Origin of the sequence: Microbacterium sp. NPDC056057 (assembly GCF_042266945.1) — a bacterium.
Classification (GTDB): Bacteria; Actinomycetota; Actinomycetes; order Actinomycetales; family Microbacteriaceae; genus Microbacterium; species Microbacterium trichothecenolyticum_C.
Genome location: NZ_JBHJWS010000001.1, coordinates 25277 through 41228 on the forward strand (window position 1 = coordinate 25277; position 15952 = coordinate 41228).

Genomic DNA, 15952 nt, shown 5'->3' on the forward strand with positions numbered 1-15952 from the left:
CTCCGCAGAACGCGGACCCCCAAGTCTACCGAGGTGCTCAAGGGTGCGAGTAAGGTCGGGGCCGGTCCTTCGAACGCCCACCTCGACACGATCGGACGACGCGATGTCGCAAGCTCGTCGCACGATGTCGGATCTCGCCGGGTTCTGGGTCGTCGCGACCGCCTTCACGAGCGTCACCGCCTACGCCACGGTCCCGACGCCGCTGTACCCGCTGTACCAGGCGGCCGACGACTTCCCCGTTCCGGTCGTGACGTTCATCTTCGCCGCGTTCGCGGTGGGGGTCGTCTTCAGCCTGTTCCTGATCGGCCACATCAGCGACTGGGCGGGACGACGCCGGATGGCGGTGATCGCGGTCCTCGTCTCGGCGCTCGCAGCGGTCGTCTTCATCGTGTGGAACTCGGTCCCGGGCCTCATCGTCGCGCGATTCGTCGACGGCGTCAGCGTGGGCATGCTCAGCGCCGCGGCCACCGCTCACCTCGCCGAGCTGCGCGCGAGGGCGCGCCCCGCAGAGACCGCGGTCGTCGCGGCGTCGGTGGCCGGAGCCGCCAACCTCGGCGGACTCGCGCTCGGACCACTCGTGGGCGGCCTGTTCGCCGAGTTCGCCCCCGACCCCCTCGAGCTGCCGCACATCGTCTTCCTCGTGCTCTTCATCGCCGCGGCGTTCGTGCTGCGCCACGTGCCCGAGACGGTCGACACGTCGGCGCGGCATCCGGCCTACCGACCGCAGCGGCTCGCATTCCCCGCCGGATCCGGCGCGGCCTTCGCTGCGGCGGGCACCGGCGCGGCCGCCTCGTTCGCGCTGTTCGCGCTGTTCACGTCGCTGGCGCCGACATTCCTCCACGACACGTTCCACGTGTCCGACCACCTCGTGGACGGGGCCACCGTCTTCGCCGTCTTCGGCGCCGCAGCGCTCGCGCAGCTGCTGCTGGTCCGCGTCGCCCAGCGGGCGCAGCTCCTCATCGCCATGCTGTGCTTCGTCGTCGGACTCGTGTCCATCGCCGCGGGTGCCCTGATCCCCGCCCTCGCGCTGTTCATCACGGGCGGGATCGTCGCCGGGTCCGGCGCCGGCATCATGTTCCGCTCGGCGATCGCCGCGGCCGGGGCCCTCTCGGCGCCCGACCGCCGGGGCGAGACTCTCGCACTCCTCTTCCTCATCGCGTACGGGGGCCTCGTCGCACCGGTGCTGCTCGTCGGACTGAGCCTTCCCTTCGTGGGCGAGACGACAGTGCTCCTCGTCTTCTCCGCCGTCGTGCTCCTCGCGACGTTCGGCGCGGGTGTCGCGATGCGGCGTCACTCTCTCCCGGCACGCACGCAGTCGGACGACCGGGCAGGGTGATCCCGGCCGCAGCCTCCGCGGATCGCCTCAGGGCAGGTCGACCGCAACGCCGAGCGGCGCCCAGCGGATCCGTTCCCGCACCGGCCCCGGGGCGGCGTCGAAGACCGCCGCGGCGGCCTCCTCCTGCTGCGAGAAGTGGCTCCAACCCTCGACGTGGATCGGCACGGCCACGTCGGGCTGGGCGAGCCCGACGAGCTCGACCGCGTCGTCGGCGTCCATCGTGTACGAGAGCGGCCCGGTGCGGGGGAACTTCACCGCGCCGATGTGCACGAGCGCCACCTCAGGCCGCAGCCCGGTCGCCGCGCGCCGCAGGCCGCCGTACATCACGGTGTCGCCCGTCATCCACAGGCCGGGCCGTCCCGCGCCCCCGAGCGAGAGCGCGAACCCGACGACGGGTCCGACGATCGGCCCGGTGAGCGGAGCCCCGTGCCGGCAGGGGGTCGCGGTGACGAGGAGGTCGCGCTTGCCCTCGGCGGTCAGCGTGACGGCATCTCCGGCGGCGAGGCCTCGGGCGTCGGGATGCGCGCCGTCCTTCGTCAGCGCCTTCGCGCCCGCGACCGTGGTCAGCACGGTCCGCGCCGCCGACAGTCCCGCCCGACCCGCGTCGTCGAGGTTGTCGGCGTGATGATGGTGGCTCAGCAGCACCACGTCGACCGCGCCGATCTCCTCGAGCGGGATGGCGGGGCCGGTGGTCTTGCGCGATGACGTGCCCAGAGCGAAGGAGTACGTACGGCCGGGCGGGTCGAACGTGGGATCCGTGAGGATCCGCCAGCCTTCCCATTCGACGAGGGCGGTCGGACCGCCGATCCGTGTGACGCGCATGTCGCCTCCCAGCCCTCGTACCCGGGCGTCAGCCCAGGTAGATCTCGGCGTTGTCGATGAATCGGTGCCCCGCCACCGAGGCGGCGATGAGGGCGAGGGCGGGGCCGCTGCTGCCCTCGTCGACGGGGAGGAACGTCGCCGGGTCGACGACGCTCAGGTACTCGAGCCGGATCCGCGGCTCCCCCATCAGCGTCGACTGTGCGGCGGCGATGCATGCGTCGACGCCGCGGTCCGCGTTCGCTGCCGCCGCGTCGAGCGCAGCCGGAAGGAGCGCAGCGGCCACGAGGTCGCGGTCCTCGAGCATGCCGACCCGCGTCGACACCGGCAGGCCGTCGTCGCCCCGCACGGTATCGACGGTCGCCACCTCGACGTCGAAGAACAGGTCGCGGATCATGCGGCGCACGAGGAACACCCGCTGCCGGTCCCGGTCGCCGTACACGGCGACGTCGGGCCGGACGATATGGAACAGCTTGGCCTCGATCGTCAGGAGCCCGTCGAAGTAGAACGGGCGGGCACGCCCTTCGTACCGGAGGCCGAGGTCGCCCGCGGTCACCTTCGTCGTCGCCGCGCCGTCCGGGAGCAGCTCGCTCGCCTCCGGTGCGAACACGACGTCGACGCCGAGCGATTCGAGCAGGCGCTCGTCCTCGTCGGGGGTCCGGGGGTAGGCGGCGAACTCGGTCGGCGAGGCGAAGCGCAGCGGGTTGACGAACACCGATACGACGACGACGTCGGCCACCTCGCGCGCGCGGTGCACGAGATCGATGTGCCCGTCGTGGAGCGAGCCGATGCTGGAGATGAGCGCGATGCGCGCCCCTGGGGCGGCGGTGCGGACCTCGGCGAGCCGAGCGCGCAGCTCGTCGACGGTGCTGATCATCCTTGGATCGTAGCGGGGGGCTCGGCTCCGGGCCCGGAACCCGCCTCCGCCAGCGCGTGGTCGATGGTCGTGTGCGCGAGGGCCGACAGGAACGAGCCCGGGTGCGGCACGCCCGCTTCGGCGAGGAGGGTTGTCGCCTGCCGCACGATCGAGCGCGAGAAGTCGCGTGCCGTCGCGATCGCCTCGGCGTACGCGGGGCGAGCCGACTCGTCGACCACGACGGGCTCGCAGCCGAGCTCGACGGCCAGCGCCTGCGCGATCGGCAGCACCGGAGCGGGTGCGGTGACGGCGGCGTAGGCGCTCGCGAGCGCACGCAGATCCATCGATGTTCCGCTGAACTCGATCGCGGGGTGCACGGCGAGCGGGATCGCCCCCTTCGCGACGGCGGCCGACAGGATGCCGGTGCCGAAGGCCGGATCCGTGTGCAGCACGAGCTGCCCCGGCTGCCACGCGCCGACCTCCGCCAGACCGCCGACGAGTCCTTCGAGCTGGTCGTGCGGCACCGCGACGATCACCAGCTCGCTCCGGCGGGCGACCTCGGTGGCGTCCAGGACGGGAACCCCGGGCAGGATCGCCTCGACATGCTCGGGGTCGGAGCCCTGGGTGATCCCCACGAGCGCGTGCCCCGCTCCGGCGAGTGCCGCGCCCAGGACGGGGCCGACCCGGCCCGCGCCGATGATCCCGACGCCCAGGCGACCGTCGCGGCTCACGCGCGGTCCTCCCTCGGCTCGGGAGCGATCGTGTAGCCCGCAGGCGGCGGGGGCACGGATGCTGCCGCTTGAGCATCTGCACGGGCGGCAGGTGGAACGGCCGCCGCAGCGACGGGCACGTACGCCTCGGAGGCCGGGCCCACGGCGGCCTCAGCTGGGCCCACGCGCCCGGAGGCTCCGGGCGACGCGCCAGCGGCGCCTGGAGGGGGCGTGGGGACCATGTCGTCCTGGGCCCAGCGGTGGGTGCGGTCGGCCATCGCCGCGCGCACCGAACCGTGGGCGACGTCGTCGAACAGCGCCAGGGCGGCGTCGCGGTCGACGGCCGCGAGGAACGGCGAGACAGGGCCGGTGACGACGTGCGCGCGCACGTTGGTCACGCGCGTCGCCCGGTCGAGAGGGCCCTGGTGCAGTGCGAAGCTCTGCAGGCGTGCGAGCGGCAGGACCACGAGCTTGCGCCACACCACGCCGCGGCGCATCAGGAGCACGTCCTCGGTGAGGCGGAAGCCGTTGCGGCGGTACGAGAACGGCCGGATCCACCACGCGCGCTTCGGCGTGTTCGTGAAGGTGTCGTCGTCGGTCGGCCCGAACATGCCCTGCTGCACGATGAGCGCCCGCTCGTCGTCGGGCAGCGAGGGCTGGAGGAGGCGCAGCACCCGCTCGACGTCCGCCGCGGTGCCGACCGGCAGCACGGTCGTGAACTGATCCGTCGTGCTGTCGGCGGCGCTGCGGCCGGTGAGGCGGTTGATGCGGATCGTCCACCATCCGGCGGGGCGCCAGAAGACCCCCTGCGTCACCTCGACGGCATGCACCCGGCCGGGCGGGACGATCTCGGTGATCGTCGTGAAGAGTCCGAACGTGATGCGCACGCCGTCGGGCGTCGGCGCGATCGAGTAGCGCAGCGAGCGCACGATCGAGCGCACCCAGTACGCGCCGAAACCGATGATCGCCGGTACGAAGCCCAACAGCAGCCAGGTCACGCCCTGACTGACGCCGATCACGATGGCGACGATGGCGAACAGCAGTCCGAGCGTCGACGCGCTGAGGACATGGGATGCCACGAGCCGGCCGACCGGGATGTGCACGACGGATTCCCGCTCGGCCACCGGCGCCTCGGGCCCCTCGATGAGGCCCGTGATCTCGCGTCCGACGGTCTGGCTGAGGGAAGCCACCCTGCCGGACTGTCGCGGCGCGGCCGCACCGGCGGGGCCGGCGGCCATCGCGAGGCGGCGCCCCGACGCGAGACGGAGGATGTCGGCGCGGACCGCTTCGGCATTGGCGGTCGAGAGGTACTCGAGCTTGACGTTCGCGTCGGTGCCCGCGCCCACGACCTCGAGTTTGGCCATACCCAGCAGCCGCGCGATCATCGGCCGCGTGAGGTTGACGCCCTGCACGCGGTCGAGGGGCGCACGCCGCTGCGTGCGGAACAGGATGCCGCTGCGAACCTCGACGTCGTCGTCGGTGATGCGGAAGGTGTGGAAGCGCCACGACGTGTAGAACACCGTCACGAGAACGATGAGAACCGCGAGGACGGCGACGCCGGCCAGCACGTAGAGATTGTTCGCGATGATGAAGTCGATCGGGTCGCCGCCGACCTGCTCCCACTCCACGACCTCGTCCCCCACCCCGGGGGCGAGCCACGGCAGGAAGATGTACAGCAGCCGGTCGCGCAGGTTCGCGAAGATGATGCCGATGACGACGATGAGGAACAGTCCGCCGCGCAGCAGCGGGGTCAGCGGATGCAGACGATGCCACTCGCCGTCGCTCAGCGGTGATCGCACCAGCTGCGGCGGCGGCACGCCGGGGCCGGCAGGCGTCGGCTCAGCAGGGGGAACCGTGCTCATAGCCCTGTGCGCCGGCTCTCGGCGACCTCCACGAGGTGGTCGCGGAGCGTCTCGGCGGTGGACTGCGCCAGCCCCGGGATCACGACGCCGGTCGCGGCGGCGGCCGTCACGAACTTGAGCTGCGCGATGCCGAAGCCCCGGTCCAGCGGACCGTGCGTGATGTCGATGAGCTGCATGCGGCCGTAGGGCACAGCGACGAAGCGCTGCCACAGGATGCCGCGGCGGAAGACGAGATCGTCGTCGCGGAGCTGGTACCCGATCGCCCGCGCCTGGCGCGGAAGGATGGCGAGGGTCCACGCGAGGATCACGGTCATGATGCCGCCGGGGATCCACGCCCACAGCTGGTGCATCAGGAGCGTGAGCACGAGCGTCGCGGCGATGACCACGAGCAGGAACGACCCCGTCGAGATCAGCTGCACCGTCACGTACTTCGGCGAGATCTGGTGCCACACCCCGCCCGCGAGCGCGAGACGGTTCTCGGACCGCGGCTCGACGAGCCGCTCGAACTCCGGGGCCGACTCAGTGGTCGTGGATGCGGGGTTCGAGTCCGGAATCTTCTCCGGGCTGTTCGTCATCGTCGTCCTTCCGGATGGTGCACAGGTGCTCCGCGACCAGGCCCGCGGCGACCAGCAGGGCGCCGCACACGGTCGTCGCGATGACCGTTCCCAACGAGCCTAGCGAGGGCGTGACCGGCCGGGTCGACAGGAAGATCCACAGGCCTGCACCCAGGCCGCCGATCGCGGCGCCCACGATGCTGGACGCCTTCGCGAGCATCGCGATGCGCACGGCGCGGAACGGGTCGACCTTCGCCTGGGTGATGCCGTATGTGGCGCGACGGATCGGGATCGCCAGAGCGATCACGACCACCCCGAGCAGCACGAGGAGGATGGGCAGGGTCACCGCGGGAGTGAACGTGGGGCTTCCTGCCGAGGTCAGCAGCTGGTCCACGAGGAAGCCCGCCGCGACCCCGAGGACCGCGGCGATGATCAGCACGCCCGCACCCGTGCGCTTCATCGGCCCTCCGTCCGCAGCCGGCGCAGCGCCTCGTCGACCCGGCCGATGCCCGGGAGCACCGCGTCGGGATCGACGGCCAGCCAGGGCCCGAGAACGAAGTCGCGCTCGGCCGCGCGCGGATGCGGCAGCAGCAGGCGCGGATCGTCGCTGACGACGTCGCCGTAGGCGATCAGGTCGAGGTCGAGGGTGCGGTCCTCCCAGCCACCCTCGCGCGCGGAACGCGCACCCGACCGTACCCGGCCGTGCCGCTGCTCGATCGCGTGGAGGTAGCCGAGCAGCACCGAGGGCGCCAGGCGTGTGGTGAGGATCGCCACGGCGTTCAGGTACGCCGGGGCGGAGGCATCCGGTCCCTCCGGCTTCAGCGCGACCGACTCGATCGGCTCCGACACGCGGACCGCGTCGACGAGCGGCACGCGGGCGAGGTCCTTGATGGCCGCGGTCACCGTCTCGGCGCGGTCGCCGAGGTTGGCGCCGAGCGCCACGACGGCTTCGACCGCCTCCCGCGGATGACGTGCGGCGTCGCCGTCGAAGCCCTGCGCGAGTCGACGGTTCACGAGCCCACCGTCCACGCCGGCTCGACGGGGCGGCCGCGGCGGATGGTGACCGCCACATCGGAGAACGGAACCGTGATCGGGGCCTGCGGCTTGTGCACCGTGACCGCGACCATGCGCACGAGGTCGTACGTGAGGAGGTCGTCGGCGATGCGCGCCGCGACGCCCTCGATGAGGTTCAGCGGCTCGCCGCCGACCATCGCGACGATGCGCTCGGCGACCTCGCCGTAGTGCACGGTGTCGGCCACGTCGTCGGTCTCGGCCGCCTCGGCGGTGCTGAGGGACAGGGTCACGTCGACGACGAACTCCTGACCTTCTCGGCGCTCGTCCTCGAACACCCCGTGATACCCGTAGGCGCGCACGCCGGTGAGCGTGATCTCGTCGATGAAGTCCATCAGCCCTCCTGGCCGCCTGTTCGATCCGCACCGGCCCAGCGGTCGGCGACCACCAGAGCATCCCGTGTGGCGCCGACATCGTGTACGCGCACCGCCCACACGCCCGCCCGCGCCGCGAGGGCGCTTGTCACCGCCGTCGCCAGGTCGCGGCGGGCCTCGGAGGCGTCGGCGGGATCCTCCGCGAGCGCGTCCGCGAGGAACCGCTTGCGGCTGGTGCCGATCAGCACCCGCTGCCCCATCGCGACGAAGCGGTCGAGACCTCGCAAGGTCTGCCAGTTCTGCTCTCCGCGCTTGCCGAAGCCGATGCCGGGGTCGACGATGATCCGCGCGGGATCGATGCCCGCCTGCGCGGCGGCCTCGATCCTGGCGGTGAGTTCGCGCGTCACCTCGGCCACGACGTCGTCGTAGACGGCGCGCGCGTACATGTCGGCGGAATGGCCGCGCCAGTGCTGCAGCACCACGTCCGCGTCGGTCGGGGCGACGGCCGCCAGCATCCCGGGGTCGGCCATGCCTCCCGAGACGTCGTTCACGATCCGCGCGCCCGCCTGGACCGCCAGGGCGGCGGTCGAGGCGTTCATCGTGTCGATGCTGACGACGACCCCCGCATTCGAGAGGGCGCGCACGACGGGGATCACCCGCTCCTGCTCGACCTCCGGCGGCACGCGCTCAGCGCCCGGCCGGGTCGACTCACCGCCGATGTCGAGGATGTCCGCGCCCTGCGCCCGCAACAGCAGTCCGTGGGCGACGGCGGCCTCGGCATCCACGTACCGCCCGCCGTCGCTGAACGAATCGGGCGTCACATTGACGACGCCCATGATGAGGGTCATGAGCGGCCGGCCCCGATCAGCGCGACCAGCTCGGCGCGCGCGGCCGGTTCGGCGAGCTCCCCGCGGGCGGCGATCGTCACCGTCGAGGCATCCGGCTGGCGTCCGCCGCGCATCGTCACGCACTCGTGCGAGGCGTCGAGCACCACGAGCACGCCGCGGGCGTCGAGGGAACCGGCGATCACGTCGGCGATCTGCTCGCCCAGGCGCTCCTGCACCTGCGGCCGCGACGACAGGATGTCGACGACCTTGGGCAGTGCGCCGAGGCCGACGACCTGCTCGCCGGGGAGATAGGCGAGGTGCGCGTGCCCGCGGAAGGGCAGGAGGTGGTGCTCGCACACCGAGCGGAAGATGATGTCGCGCAGGATCACCGCTCCGGAGGGGAGCGTGTCGGGAGCGGGGCCGCGCGACACCGAGATCGTGTGCGCGAGCGGGGCGGCAGCATCCGCCCCCACTCCCGCGAAGAACTCGGCGTACGCGTCGGCGACCCGCTCGGGTGTCTGCTTCAGTCCGGGGCGATCGGGGTCTTCGCCGATCGCCTCGAGCAGCTCGCGCACGAGCGCGGCGACGCGCTCACGATCGACGGCCATAGGCCGAGCCTACGCGGTCGCCGGGCGCGCCTGTCCGGTGGGGCGCCGCTTGGTCGCCTTCTCGGCGGCCGGCAGCTCGTCGGCCTCGACGCTCGCGGCGAGTCCTGCCTCGCCGCGACGCTGCGGGACCTCGACGGGAGGCAGCTCCGAGACGGGGCGCTGCTCGCTCGACAGCCACTGCGGGCGCGGCGGGAGGCGCTTGACGTCCTTGAAGATCTCGGCGAGCTCGAGGTGGTCGAGCGTCTCCTTCTCGAGGAGTTCGAGCGCGAGCTTGTCGAGCACGTCGCGGTTGGCGTTGATGACCTCGTAGGCCTCGTTGTGCGCCTGCTCGATGAGGTCGCGCACCTGGACGTCGACCCGCTCGGCCACGCGCTCCGAGAACTCGCGCCCGTGGCCCATGTCGCGGCCCATGAAGACCTCGCCCGAGGACTGGCCGAGCTTGACAGGGCCGATGTCGCCGGTCATGCCGTACTCGGTAACCATCTTGCGGGCGATGTTCGTCGCCTTCTCGATGTCGTTGGAGGCGCCGGTGGTCGGGTCGTGGAACACGATCTCCTCCGCGACGCGCCCGCCCATCGCGTATGTGAGCTGGTCCTGCAGCTCGTTGCGCGTGACGGAGTACTTGTCGTCGAGCGGCAGCACCATCGTGTAGCCGAGGGCCTTGCCGCGCGGGAGGATCGTGACCTTCGTGACGGGGTCGGTGTGGTTCATCGCCGCCGCCGCGAGCGCGTGACCGCCCTCGTGGTACGCCGTGATGAGCTTCTCCTTGTCCTTCATCACGCGCGTGCGGCGCTGCGGGCCGGCGATCACGCGGTCGATGGCCTCGTCGAGGGCGCGGTTGTCGATCAGCTGGGCATTCGAGCGGGCGGTCAGGAGCGCGGCCTCGTTCAGCACGTTGGCGAGGTCGGCACCGGTGAAGCCGGGTGTCTTGCGGGCGACGACCTCGAGGTCGACGCCGTCCGCGAGCGGCTTGCCGCGGCCGTGCACCTCGAGGATCTTCGTGCGGCCCTTGAGGTCGGGGGCGTCGACGCCGATCTGACGGTCGAAGCGGCCGGGGCGCAGCAGCGCCGGGTCGAGGATGTCGGGGCGGTTCGTCGCCGCGATCACGATGACGTTGGCCTTGGGGTCGAACCCGTCCATCTCGACGAGCATCTGGTTGAGCGTCTGCTCCCGCTCGTCGTGACCGCCGCCCATGCCGGCGCCGCGGTGGCGGCCGACGGCGTCGATCTCGTCGATGAAGATGATGGCCGGCGCGTTCTCCTTGGCGTTGCTGAAGAGGTCGCGCACGCGGCTCGCGCCGACGCCGACGAACATCTCGACGAAGTCCGAACCCGAGATCGAGTAGAAGGGCACGCCCGCCTCACCCGCGACAGCGCGGGCGAGGAGCGTCTTGCCCGTTCCGGGAGGGCCGTACAGCAGCACGCCCTTCGGGATGCGGGCGCCGACCGCCTGGAACTTCGAGGGGTCCTTGAGGAAGTCCTTGATCTCTTCGAGCTCTTCGATCGCCTCATCGGAGCCCGCGACGTCCTGGAAGGTGACCTGCGGCATCTCCTTCGTCACGAGCTTCGCGCGCGACTTGCCGAACTGCATCACCTTGCTGCCGCCGCCCTGGGCGCTCGAGAGCAGGAACCAGAAGAGGAGGCCGAGCAGCAGGATCGGCAGGAGGAGCGAGATGAAGCCGTCGAACCATGTGGCACGCGGGACGGCGTCGTTGAAGCCGTCCTTGGGGTTCGCGTCGTTGATCGCGGTGACGACTTCGTCAGCGCGCGCCGACACGTAATAGAACTGCACGTCGGAGGCGCCCTCGTACTCCTTCGAGAGCTTCATGTCGACCCGCTGGTCGCCGTCGGTGTTGACGACCTCGGTGACCGTGTCGCCCGAGAGCAGCTCGAGACCCTCCTGCGTGGAGATCTGCTTCGCGCCGCCCAGGCTCGAGATGAGCGAGAAACCCACGATGAGGAAGACCCCGATCAGCAGGACGTAGAAGAGCGGGTTGCGGGTGATCTTCTTGAAGTCCATGGCGCGGGCGCGAGCCCGACCCCTTTCGTCGACATGCCGCCGCGGACGGGAAAACCCCCGTCGACGGTTGAATCAGGGTATCGCGCGATTCCTAGGCGCCGTCTGTGCATTCGCCCCGGGCGTAATCACAGTCCGCCCGATAGCGTGGGGGCGAAGCGCCGCACGAGCCCACGACGAGGAGGACCCCGTGCCCCGCATCCACCCCTCGCTCATCGTCCTCGCCGCAGCGGCCGTCGCCCTGACCGGCTGCGCGTCCGCTCCGCAGGTGCCGGCGCCCTCCGAGATCGTCGCCGAGATCTCGTGCGCGGGCATGGATCCCCTGGGCGGCGACCCCGGCGGAGCCGGCCCCATGCCCGATGACTTCGAGCCCGTCGCCGCCGTCCGCTGCGTGCCCTTCCAGACCGTCGAGGACGACGAGGGCATCTGGTCCGTCGTCCTCCGTGAGCGGCTCGAGGGCGATCTCACGGCGCTCCTGCGCGCTCAGGCCGAGCCCGACGACGCGCGCTCGCTGGGCCCGTGCGCGGCGATCGCCATGATCGCCCCGCAGATCTGGCTGACGGATGCTGCGGGCCGAGGCATCCGTCTCCGCTATCCGGCAGACGGCTGCAGCCAGCCGAAGCTCGACCTGATCGGCGACGCGCTGGCCGAGCTGGCCGTCGTGCAGACCGACGAGGAGCAGCGCACGCTCGCGCAGCCGCGCGCGGCGCTCGACGCCGGATGCGCGCCGACGTGGTCGGCCCGGCCGCTGCAGATCGCCTCGCCGGAGGATCTCGAGGAATGGGAGGGGACGCTCGACGCGCCCTCCCCCGCGCCGACGTCGACGGGCATCCAGACCGTGCCGTGGGCGTCGCCGCGGACGCCCGCACCCGGCGAGGTCGAGGCGCTCCGGCTCTGCGCGTACTCCACCGACGATGCCGCGAACCCCTCGGCGACGCCCGCGCCCGGCGCGACGACCTGGGCCACCATCGACGTGGAGGGCACCGCGTGGTTCACCGGCAGCCGTCGGCTCGACGCCGCCGAGACGCGCGCAGTGCTCGAGGCGGCAGCATCCGCTCAGCCGCTGCCGGAGCCGTGCGACGACGTCCCCGGTTCCCTGGTCGTGCTCGACGCGAACGATGAGGGGAAGGCGCCGATGACGGTGGAGCTGGACGGCTGCCGCCGGCTCATCGTCGACATGGTCTCGACGTACGCCGCGCCGCCCGCCCTCGTGGAGATGCTCGCGGGCTGAGCGGATTCAGGAGTAGACGTGCGGCGCGAGCACGGCCACGTCGCGCAGGTTGCGGTACTTCTCCGCATAGTCCAGGCCGTATCCGACGACGAACTCCGTCGGGATGTCGAAGCCGACGTACCGGCAGTGCACCTCGACCTTGGCGGCCTCGGGCTTGCGCAGCAGCGCGAAGACCTCGACGGATGCCGCACCACGGGCCGCGAAGTTCTCCAGCAGCCAGCTGAGGGTCAGACCCGAGTCGATGATGTCCTCGACGATGAGCACGTGCTTGCCGAGGATGTCGGTGTCGAGGTCCTTGCGGATCTGCACGACACCGCTGGACTTCGTGCCGGCGCCGTAGGACGAGACCGCCATCCAGTCCATCGTCACGTGCTTCTTGAGCGCGCGCGAGAAGTCGGCCATGACCATGATCGCGCCCTTGAGGACGCCGACCAGCAGAAGGTCTTCGTCGGCGTAGTCCTCGGCGACCTGCGCCGCGATCTCGTCGAGCTTGGCTCGGATCTCCTCCTCGGTGACGAGGACTTCGGTGATGTCGCTGGAAACGTCGGCCGCGCGCATGCGACGAGTCTAGAGGGGCACGCTCAACGGGCGGTGAACTCGACGCGCCCGCCGACGCGGCGTGCGCGGCAGCCGGGAAGGTCGATCGGGCCCTGACCCGACCAGTCCGTGACCAGGCGCGCCACCTCGAGCGTCTGCGTCCGCGTGAGGCTCTCGTGGAACTCGCTGGCCACGACGTGGCGGATGATCCGGTTGCGCAGCGCCGCCGGGTTGGCGGCGAGCGCCGCCGCCGACACCGAGATGCCGGCCTCGGCGTGCTCGACGATGTCCTCGATCGTCTCATCGATCATCTCGTCGAACGCCTCGGCGTCTTCGCGCAGCTGCGCTGCCGTGCGGGCGAGCGCCTCGGCGATCCCCGGGCCGAGTTCGGATTCGAGCACCGGCAGCACCGTCGCGCGCACGCGCACGCGCGCGAACCGCGGGTCGGCGTTGTGGGGATCGTCCCAGGGCTCGAGCGCCTCGGCCGCGCACGCGGTGCGGGTCGTGTCGCGGCGCACGCCCAGCAGCGGGCGCAGCAGCGGGATGCCCGCGAGGACGGATGCCTCGGCCATGCCCTGCAGGCTGGTCGCGCCCGCGCCGCGGGCGAGGCCGAGCAGCACCGTCTCAGCCTGGTCGTCGAGCGTGTGTCCGGTGAGGATCGCGGCCGCCCCGATCGCCCGGGCACCGTCCGCGAGGGCGCGGTAGCGCGCCTCGCGCGCGGCCGCCTCCGGACCGCCGGCTGCCCCGACCTCGACGCGCTCCACGCGGGCCTCGAGCCCGAGCGCCTCGGACGTCTTCGCGGCGGAGGCCGCAGCATCCGTCGATCCGTCCTGGAGGCCGTGGTCGACGGTCAGCGACGCGGCGCGGAGGCCGAGCTTCGGAGCCTCGAAGGCCGTCGCCGCGGCCAGCGCCAGGGAGTCCGCCCCACCCGACAGGGCCACGAGCACCGTCCCTCCGGGTTCGAGGTCGGCGAGCGCGCGGCGTACGGCGAGCCGCACCTCGGCGACGGCGGGGTCGAGTCCGGGTCTGCGCTCCTCCACCCGCCCACCGTACCCGCGACGCGCCGCGACTAGGCTGGTCGCGGCAATCCACAGTCTTCGAAGGAGCACCACTATGGGCGCGTACGACGCCGTCATCGAGATCCCGCGCGGCAGCCGCGTGAAGTACGAGGTCGACCACGGCACGGGCCGCGTCTTCCTCGACCGCATCCTCTACACGCCCATGGGCTACCCGACCAACTACGGGTTCTTCGAGAACACCCTCGGTGAGGACGGCGACCCGCTCGACGTGCTCGTGATCCTCGACGTCGACCTGGCTCCCGGCATCCTCGCCAGCGTCCGTCCCGTCGGCGTGCTCAAGATGAGCGACGAGGCCGGCGGCGACGACAAGGTCGTGGCCGTGCTCGCCAAGGACCCGCGCTGGGCGCACATCCAGGATGTCGGCGACATCTCCGAGTACCTGCAGAAGGAGATCACGCACTTCTTCGAGCACTACAAGGACCTCGAGCCCAACAAGTGGGTCAAGGTCGACGAGTGGGCGAACGCGGCGGAGGCCGAGCGTCTGGTCGACGAGGCGTTCGCGCGCTTCGCCCAGCACGAGGGCCAGACCGCGACCCAGGGCGAGGGCGTCGCGCCCAGCACGCTCTGACACGTCTTCACGCGAGAACCGGATGCCTCGGCATCCGGTTCTCGTCGTTTCCGGAGTGGATGCGGGTCAGACCGAGATGCCGCGATCGGCCATGAAGTAGATCGGGTTGACCGGGGAGCCGTTCACGTACGTCTCGAAGTGCACGTGGCAGCCGAACGAGTTGCCGGTGTTGCCCTCGCTCGCAATGAGCTGGCCGGCGTTGACCCACTGCCCGACGCCCACGAAGATGCCGCCGTTTCGGATGTGGCCGTAGCCCGAGCCGATGCCGCCGCCGTGGTCGATCTTGACGTAGTTGCCGTAGCCGCCGTTCCAGCCGGCGTACACGACGCGTCCGGCCGACGCGGCGTAGATGCCGGAGCCACAGCCCGCGGCGAGATCGACACCGTAGTGGAAGCCGCTGGAGCAGTAGCTGTTGCCGCACTGCACGGTACGCGGGCCGTAGCCGGAGCTGCGCCAGCCGGATGACGGACGGGCCCAGCCGGAGCCGACGACGGCTCCACCGCCGCCGCTGCCGCCACCTCCGCCGCCTCCGCCGCCCTGGTTCTGCTGGGCGAGGCGGTCGGCCTCTGCCTTCGCGGCGGCTGCAGCCGCCGCAGCGGCCGCGGCAGCCGCCGCGGCGCGGACGCGCTCACCCTCCTGGTAGTCCGCGACGGTCTTCGCCGTGGCGTCCTGCAGGGCTGCGAGCTGCGCCTCGAGCTCGCCGCGCTTGGCGTTCTGCGCGTCGAGGGCGGCCTGCGCCTCGTCGGCGGCCTTCTGCGCGGCGACCATCTTCTCTTCGGCGATCTTCTGCAGCCGGTCGCGCTCCGCGCGCTGCACACCCGCCTGGTCGCTGAGGCTCTGCGCGGAGTCGCGGGCGGTGACGGCCTGGGCGTACACGTCCTGGTTGCGCTGGACGAGCTTGTCCATCGTGCCCAGACGTGCCAGCAGGTCGTCGGCACCGGCAGCCGACCCCGCGAAGAACAGCTCGAGGGACGTGTCGTCGCCGCCGTTGCGGTACAACTGCGCCGCGACGCGGCCGGCCTTGTTCGCCGCGTCGATCGCGGCGGCGGCCTGCTCGTCGGCCTGCTGCTGCAGCTGGTCGGCGCGGAGCGCGGCGTCGAAGTACGCCTGCTGCGCGACGTAGAACTCGTCGGCCATCTGCTGCGCGACCTGCTGCTTCGCGGCGACGTCGGCTTCGAGCCCGGCGATGAGCTCTTGGATCTTGGTGATCTCGGCGGCCTTGGCCGCCTCGTTGTTCTTCGCGGCGACGACGTCGTCCCACGACGGGTAGTCGGCGGCGAATGCCGGGGCGACGAGCGGACCGAGCGTTCCGCCGGCTGCGCCGAGCGCGGCGACGCCGAGGATTCCGAGCCCGAGCGCGGTGCGCCGGTTCATCGAGGGCCACAGCCGCCGCTGCTCGCGAGCGGACGGCGCGCACCCGCAGTCCACGGAGGCGTCGTCGGACGCGGCCTGATCAGTGACGTTTTCGGGCTGCACCGGATCCCTCCCTCACGGCGTCAACTCGTTTCACACTAGCAACATCAGTAACATGTGCAACCCCCCAGAGGTGCACGGCGACCGCCGC

General features: G+C 71.6%; 17 protein-coding genes. 3 read left to right on the forward strand and 14 right to left on the reverse strand.

The features are described 5' to 3' along the window. Positions 1-103 precede the first annotated feature (103 nt). Positions 104-1336, forward strand: coding sequence for an MFS transporter (locus ACFC1K_RS00120; protein WP_375869918.1), 1233 nt, complete (start codon positions 104-106; stop codon positions 1334-1336). A 27-nt stretch (positions 1337-1363) separates the two neighbouring features. Here the strand turns inward: ACFC1K_RS00120 and ACFC1K_RS00125 are convergent, their stop codons facing one another. From ACFC1K_RS00125 to ftsH, 11 genes are read right to left on the reverse strand one after another with little or no spacing between them, the layout of a single operon-like run. Continuing rightward, positions 1364-2158, reverse strand: a complete 795-nt coding sequence (locus ACFC1K_RS00125; protein WP_375869919.1) for an MBL fold metallo-hydrolase — start codon at positions 2156-2158, stop codon at positions 1364-1366. 28 nt (positions 2159-2186) lie between these two features. Next, positions 2187-3032: a pantoate--beta-alanine ligase gene (panC, locus tag ACFC1K_RS00130; protein ID WP_375869920.1), complete on the reverse strand. Its 846-nt coding sequence runs from the start codon at positions 3030-3032 to the stop codon at positions 2187-2189. Continuing rightward, entirely contained in the window at positions 3029-3742 is a 714-nt protein-coding gene (locus tag ACFC1K_RS00135) for a DUF2520 domain-containing protein (RefSeq protein WP_310292849.1), read from the reverse strand. Before ACFC1K_RS00135 ends, panC begins: the two co-directional genes overlap by 4 nt. Further along, complete coding sequence (locus ACFC1K_RS00140; RefSeq protein ID WP_375869921.1) at positions 3739-5583, reverse strand: PH domain-containing protein; 1845 nt, start codon at positions 5581-5583, stop codon at positions 3739-3741. Before ACFC1K_RS00140 ends, ACFC1K_RS00135 begins: the two co-directional genes overlap by 4 nt. Beyond that, a complete protein-coding gene (locus ACFC1K_RS00145; protein WP_375869922.1) occupies positions 5580-6158 on the reverse strand; it encodes a PH domain-containing protein in 579 nt (192 codons plus the stop codon). The genes ACFC1K_RS00140 and ACFC1K_RS00145 overlap by 4 nt, the downstream gene beginning before the upstream one ends. Then, positions 6103-6597 carry a DUF3180 domain-containing protein gene (locus ACFC1K_RS00150; RefSeq protein ID WP_375869923.1) on the reverse strand — a complete coding sequence of 165 codons (495 nt, stop codon included), beginning with the start codon at positions 6595-6597 and terminating at the stop codon, positions 6103-6105. The genes ACFC1K_RS00145 and ACFC1K_RS00150 overlap by 56 nt, the downstream gene beginning before the upstream one ends. Next, a complete protein-coding gene (folK, locus tag ACFC1K_RS00155; RefSeq protein ID WP_375869924.1) occupies positions 6594-7151 on the reverse strand; it encodes a 2-amino-4-hydroxy-6-hydroxymethyldihydropteridine diphosphokinase in 558 nt (185 codons plus the stop codon). Before folK ends, ACFC1K_RS00150 begins: the two co-directional genes overlap by 4 nt. Further along, on the reverse strand, positions 7148-7543 hold the full coding sequence (folB, locus tag ACFC1K_RS00160; RefSeq protein WP_375869925.1) for a dihydroneopterin aldolase: 396 nt from the start codon (positions 7541-7543) through the stop codon (positions 7148-7150). Before folB ends, folK begins: the two co-directional genes overlap by 4 nt. Then, positions 7543-8370 (reverse strand): dihydropteroate synthase, encoded by an 828-nt coding sequence (folP, locus tag ACFC1K_RS00165; protein WP_375869926.1) that lies wholly within the window; start codon positions 8368-8370, stop codon positions 7543-7545. Before folP ends, folB begins: the two co-directional genes overlap by 1 nt. Continuing rightward, entirely contained in the window at positions 8367-8957 is a 591-nt protein-coding gene (gene folE / locus ACFC1K_RS00170; protein WP_375869927.1) for a GTP cyclohydrolase I, read from the reverse strand. The genes folP and folE overlap by 4 nt, the downstream gene beginning before the upstream one ends. 9 nt (positions 8958-8966) lie before the next feature. Continuing rightward, the gene (gene ftsH / locus ACFC1K_RS00175; protein ID WP_375869928.1) at positions 8967-10976 is read right to left on the reverse strand and encodes an ATP-dependent zinc metalloprotease FtsH; all 2010 of its coding nucleotides are present in this window, start codon (positions 10974-10976) and stop codon (positions 8967-8969) included. Positions 10977-11163: 187 nt separating this feature from the next. Here ftsH and ACFC1K_RS00180 point away from each other — a divergent pair, with 187 nt between their 5' ends. Further along, a complete protein-coding gene (locus ACFC1K_RS00180) occupies positions 11164-12204 on the forward strand; it encodes a hypothetical protein (protein WP_375869929.1) in 1041 nt (346 codons plus the stop codon). Between the two features lie 6 nt (positions 12205-12210). On the opposite strand, the gene hpt is transcribed toward ACFC1K_RS00180, so the two are convergent. Both hpt and tilS read right to left on the reverse strand, forming a co-directional pair. Next, entirely contained in the window at positions 12211-12762 is a 552-nt protein-coding gene (hpt, locus tag ACFC1K_RS00185) for a hypoxanthine phosphoribosyltransferase (RefSeq protein WP_056372524.1), read from the reverse strand. Between the two features lie 23 nt (positions 12763-12785). Further along, positions 12786-13781 (reverse strand): tRNA lysidine(34) synthetase TilS, encoded by a 996-nt coding sequence (tilS, locus tag ACFC1K_RS00190; protein ID WP_375869930.1) that lies wholly within the window; start codon positions 13779-13781, stop codon positions 12786-12788. Between the two features lie 73 nt (positions 13782-13854). On the opposite strand from tilS, the gene ppa reads away from it, so the two are divergent. Then, a complete protein-coding gene (gene ppa / locus ACFC1K_RS00195) occupies positions 13855-14388 on the forward strand; it encodes an inorganic diphosphatase (protein WP_310292821.1) in 534 nt (177 codons plus the stop codon). 66 nt (positions 14389-14454) lie between these two features. On the opposite strand, the gene ACFC1K_RS00200 is transcribed toward ppa, so the two are convergent. Beyond that, the gene (locus ACFC1K_RS00200) at positions 14455-15864 is read right to left on the reverse strand and encodes a peptidoglycan DD-metalloendopeptidase family protein (RefSeq protein WP_310292819.1); all 1410 of its coding nucleotides are present in this window, start codon (positions 15862-15864) and stop codon (positions 14455-14457) included. Between the last annotated feature and the right edge of the window lie 88 nt (positions 15865-15952).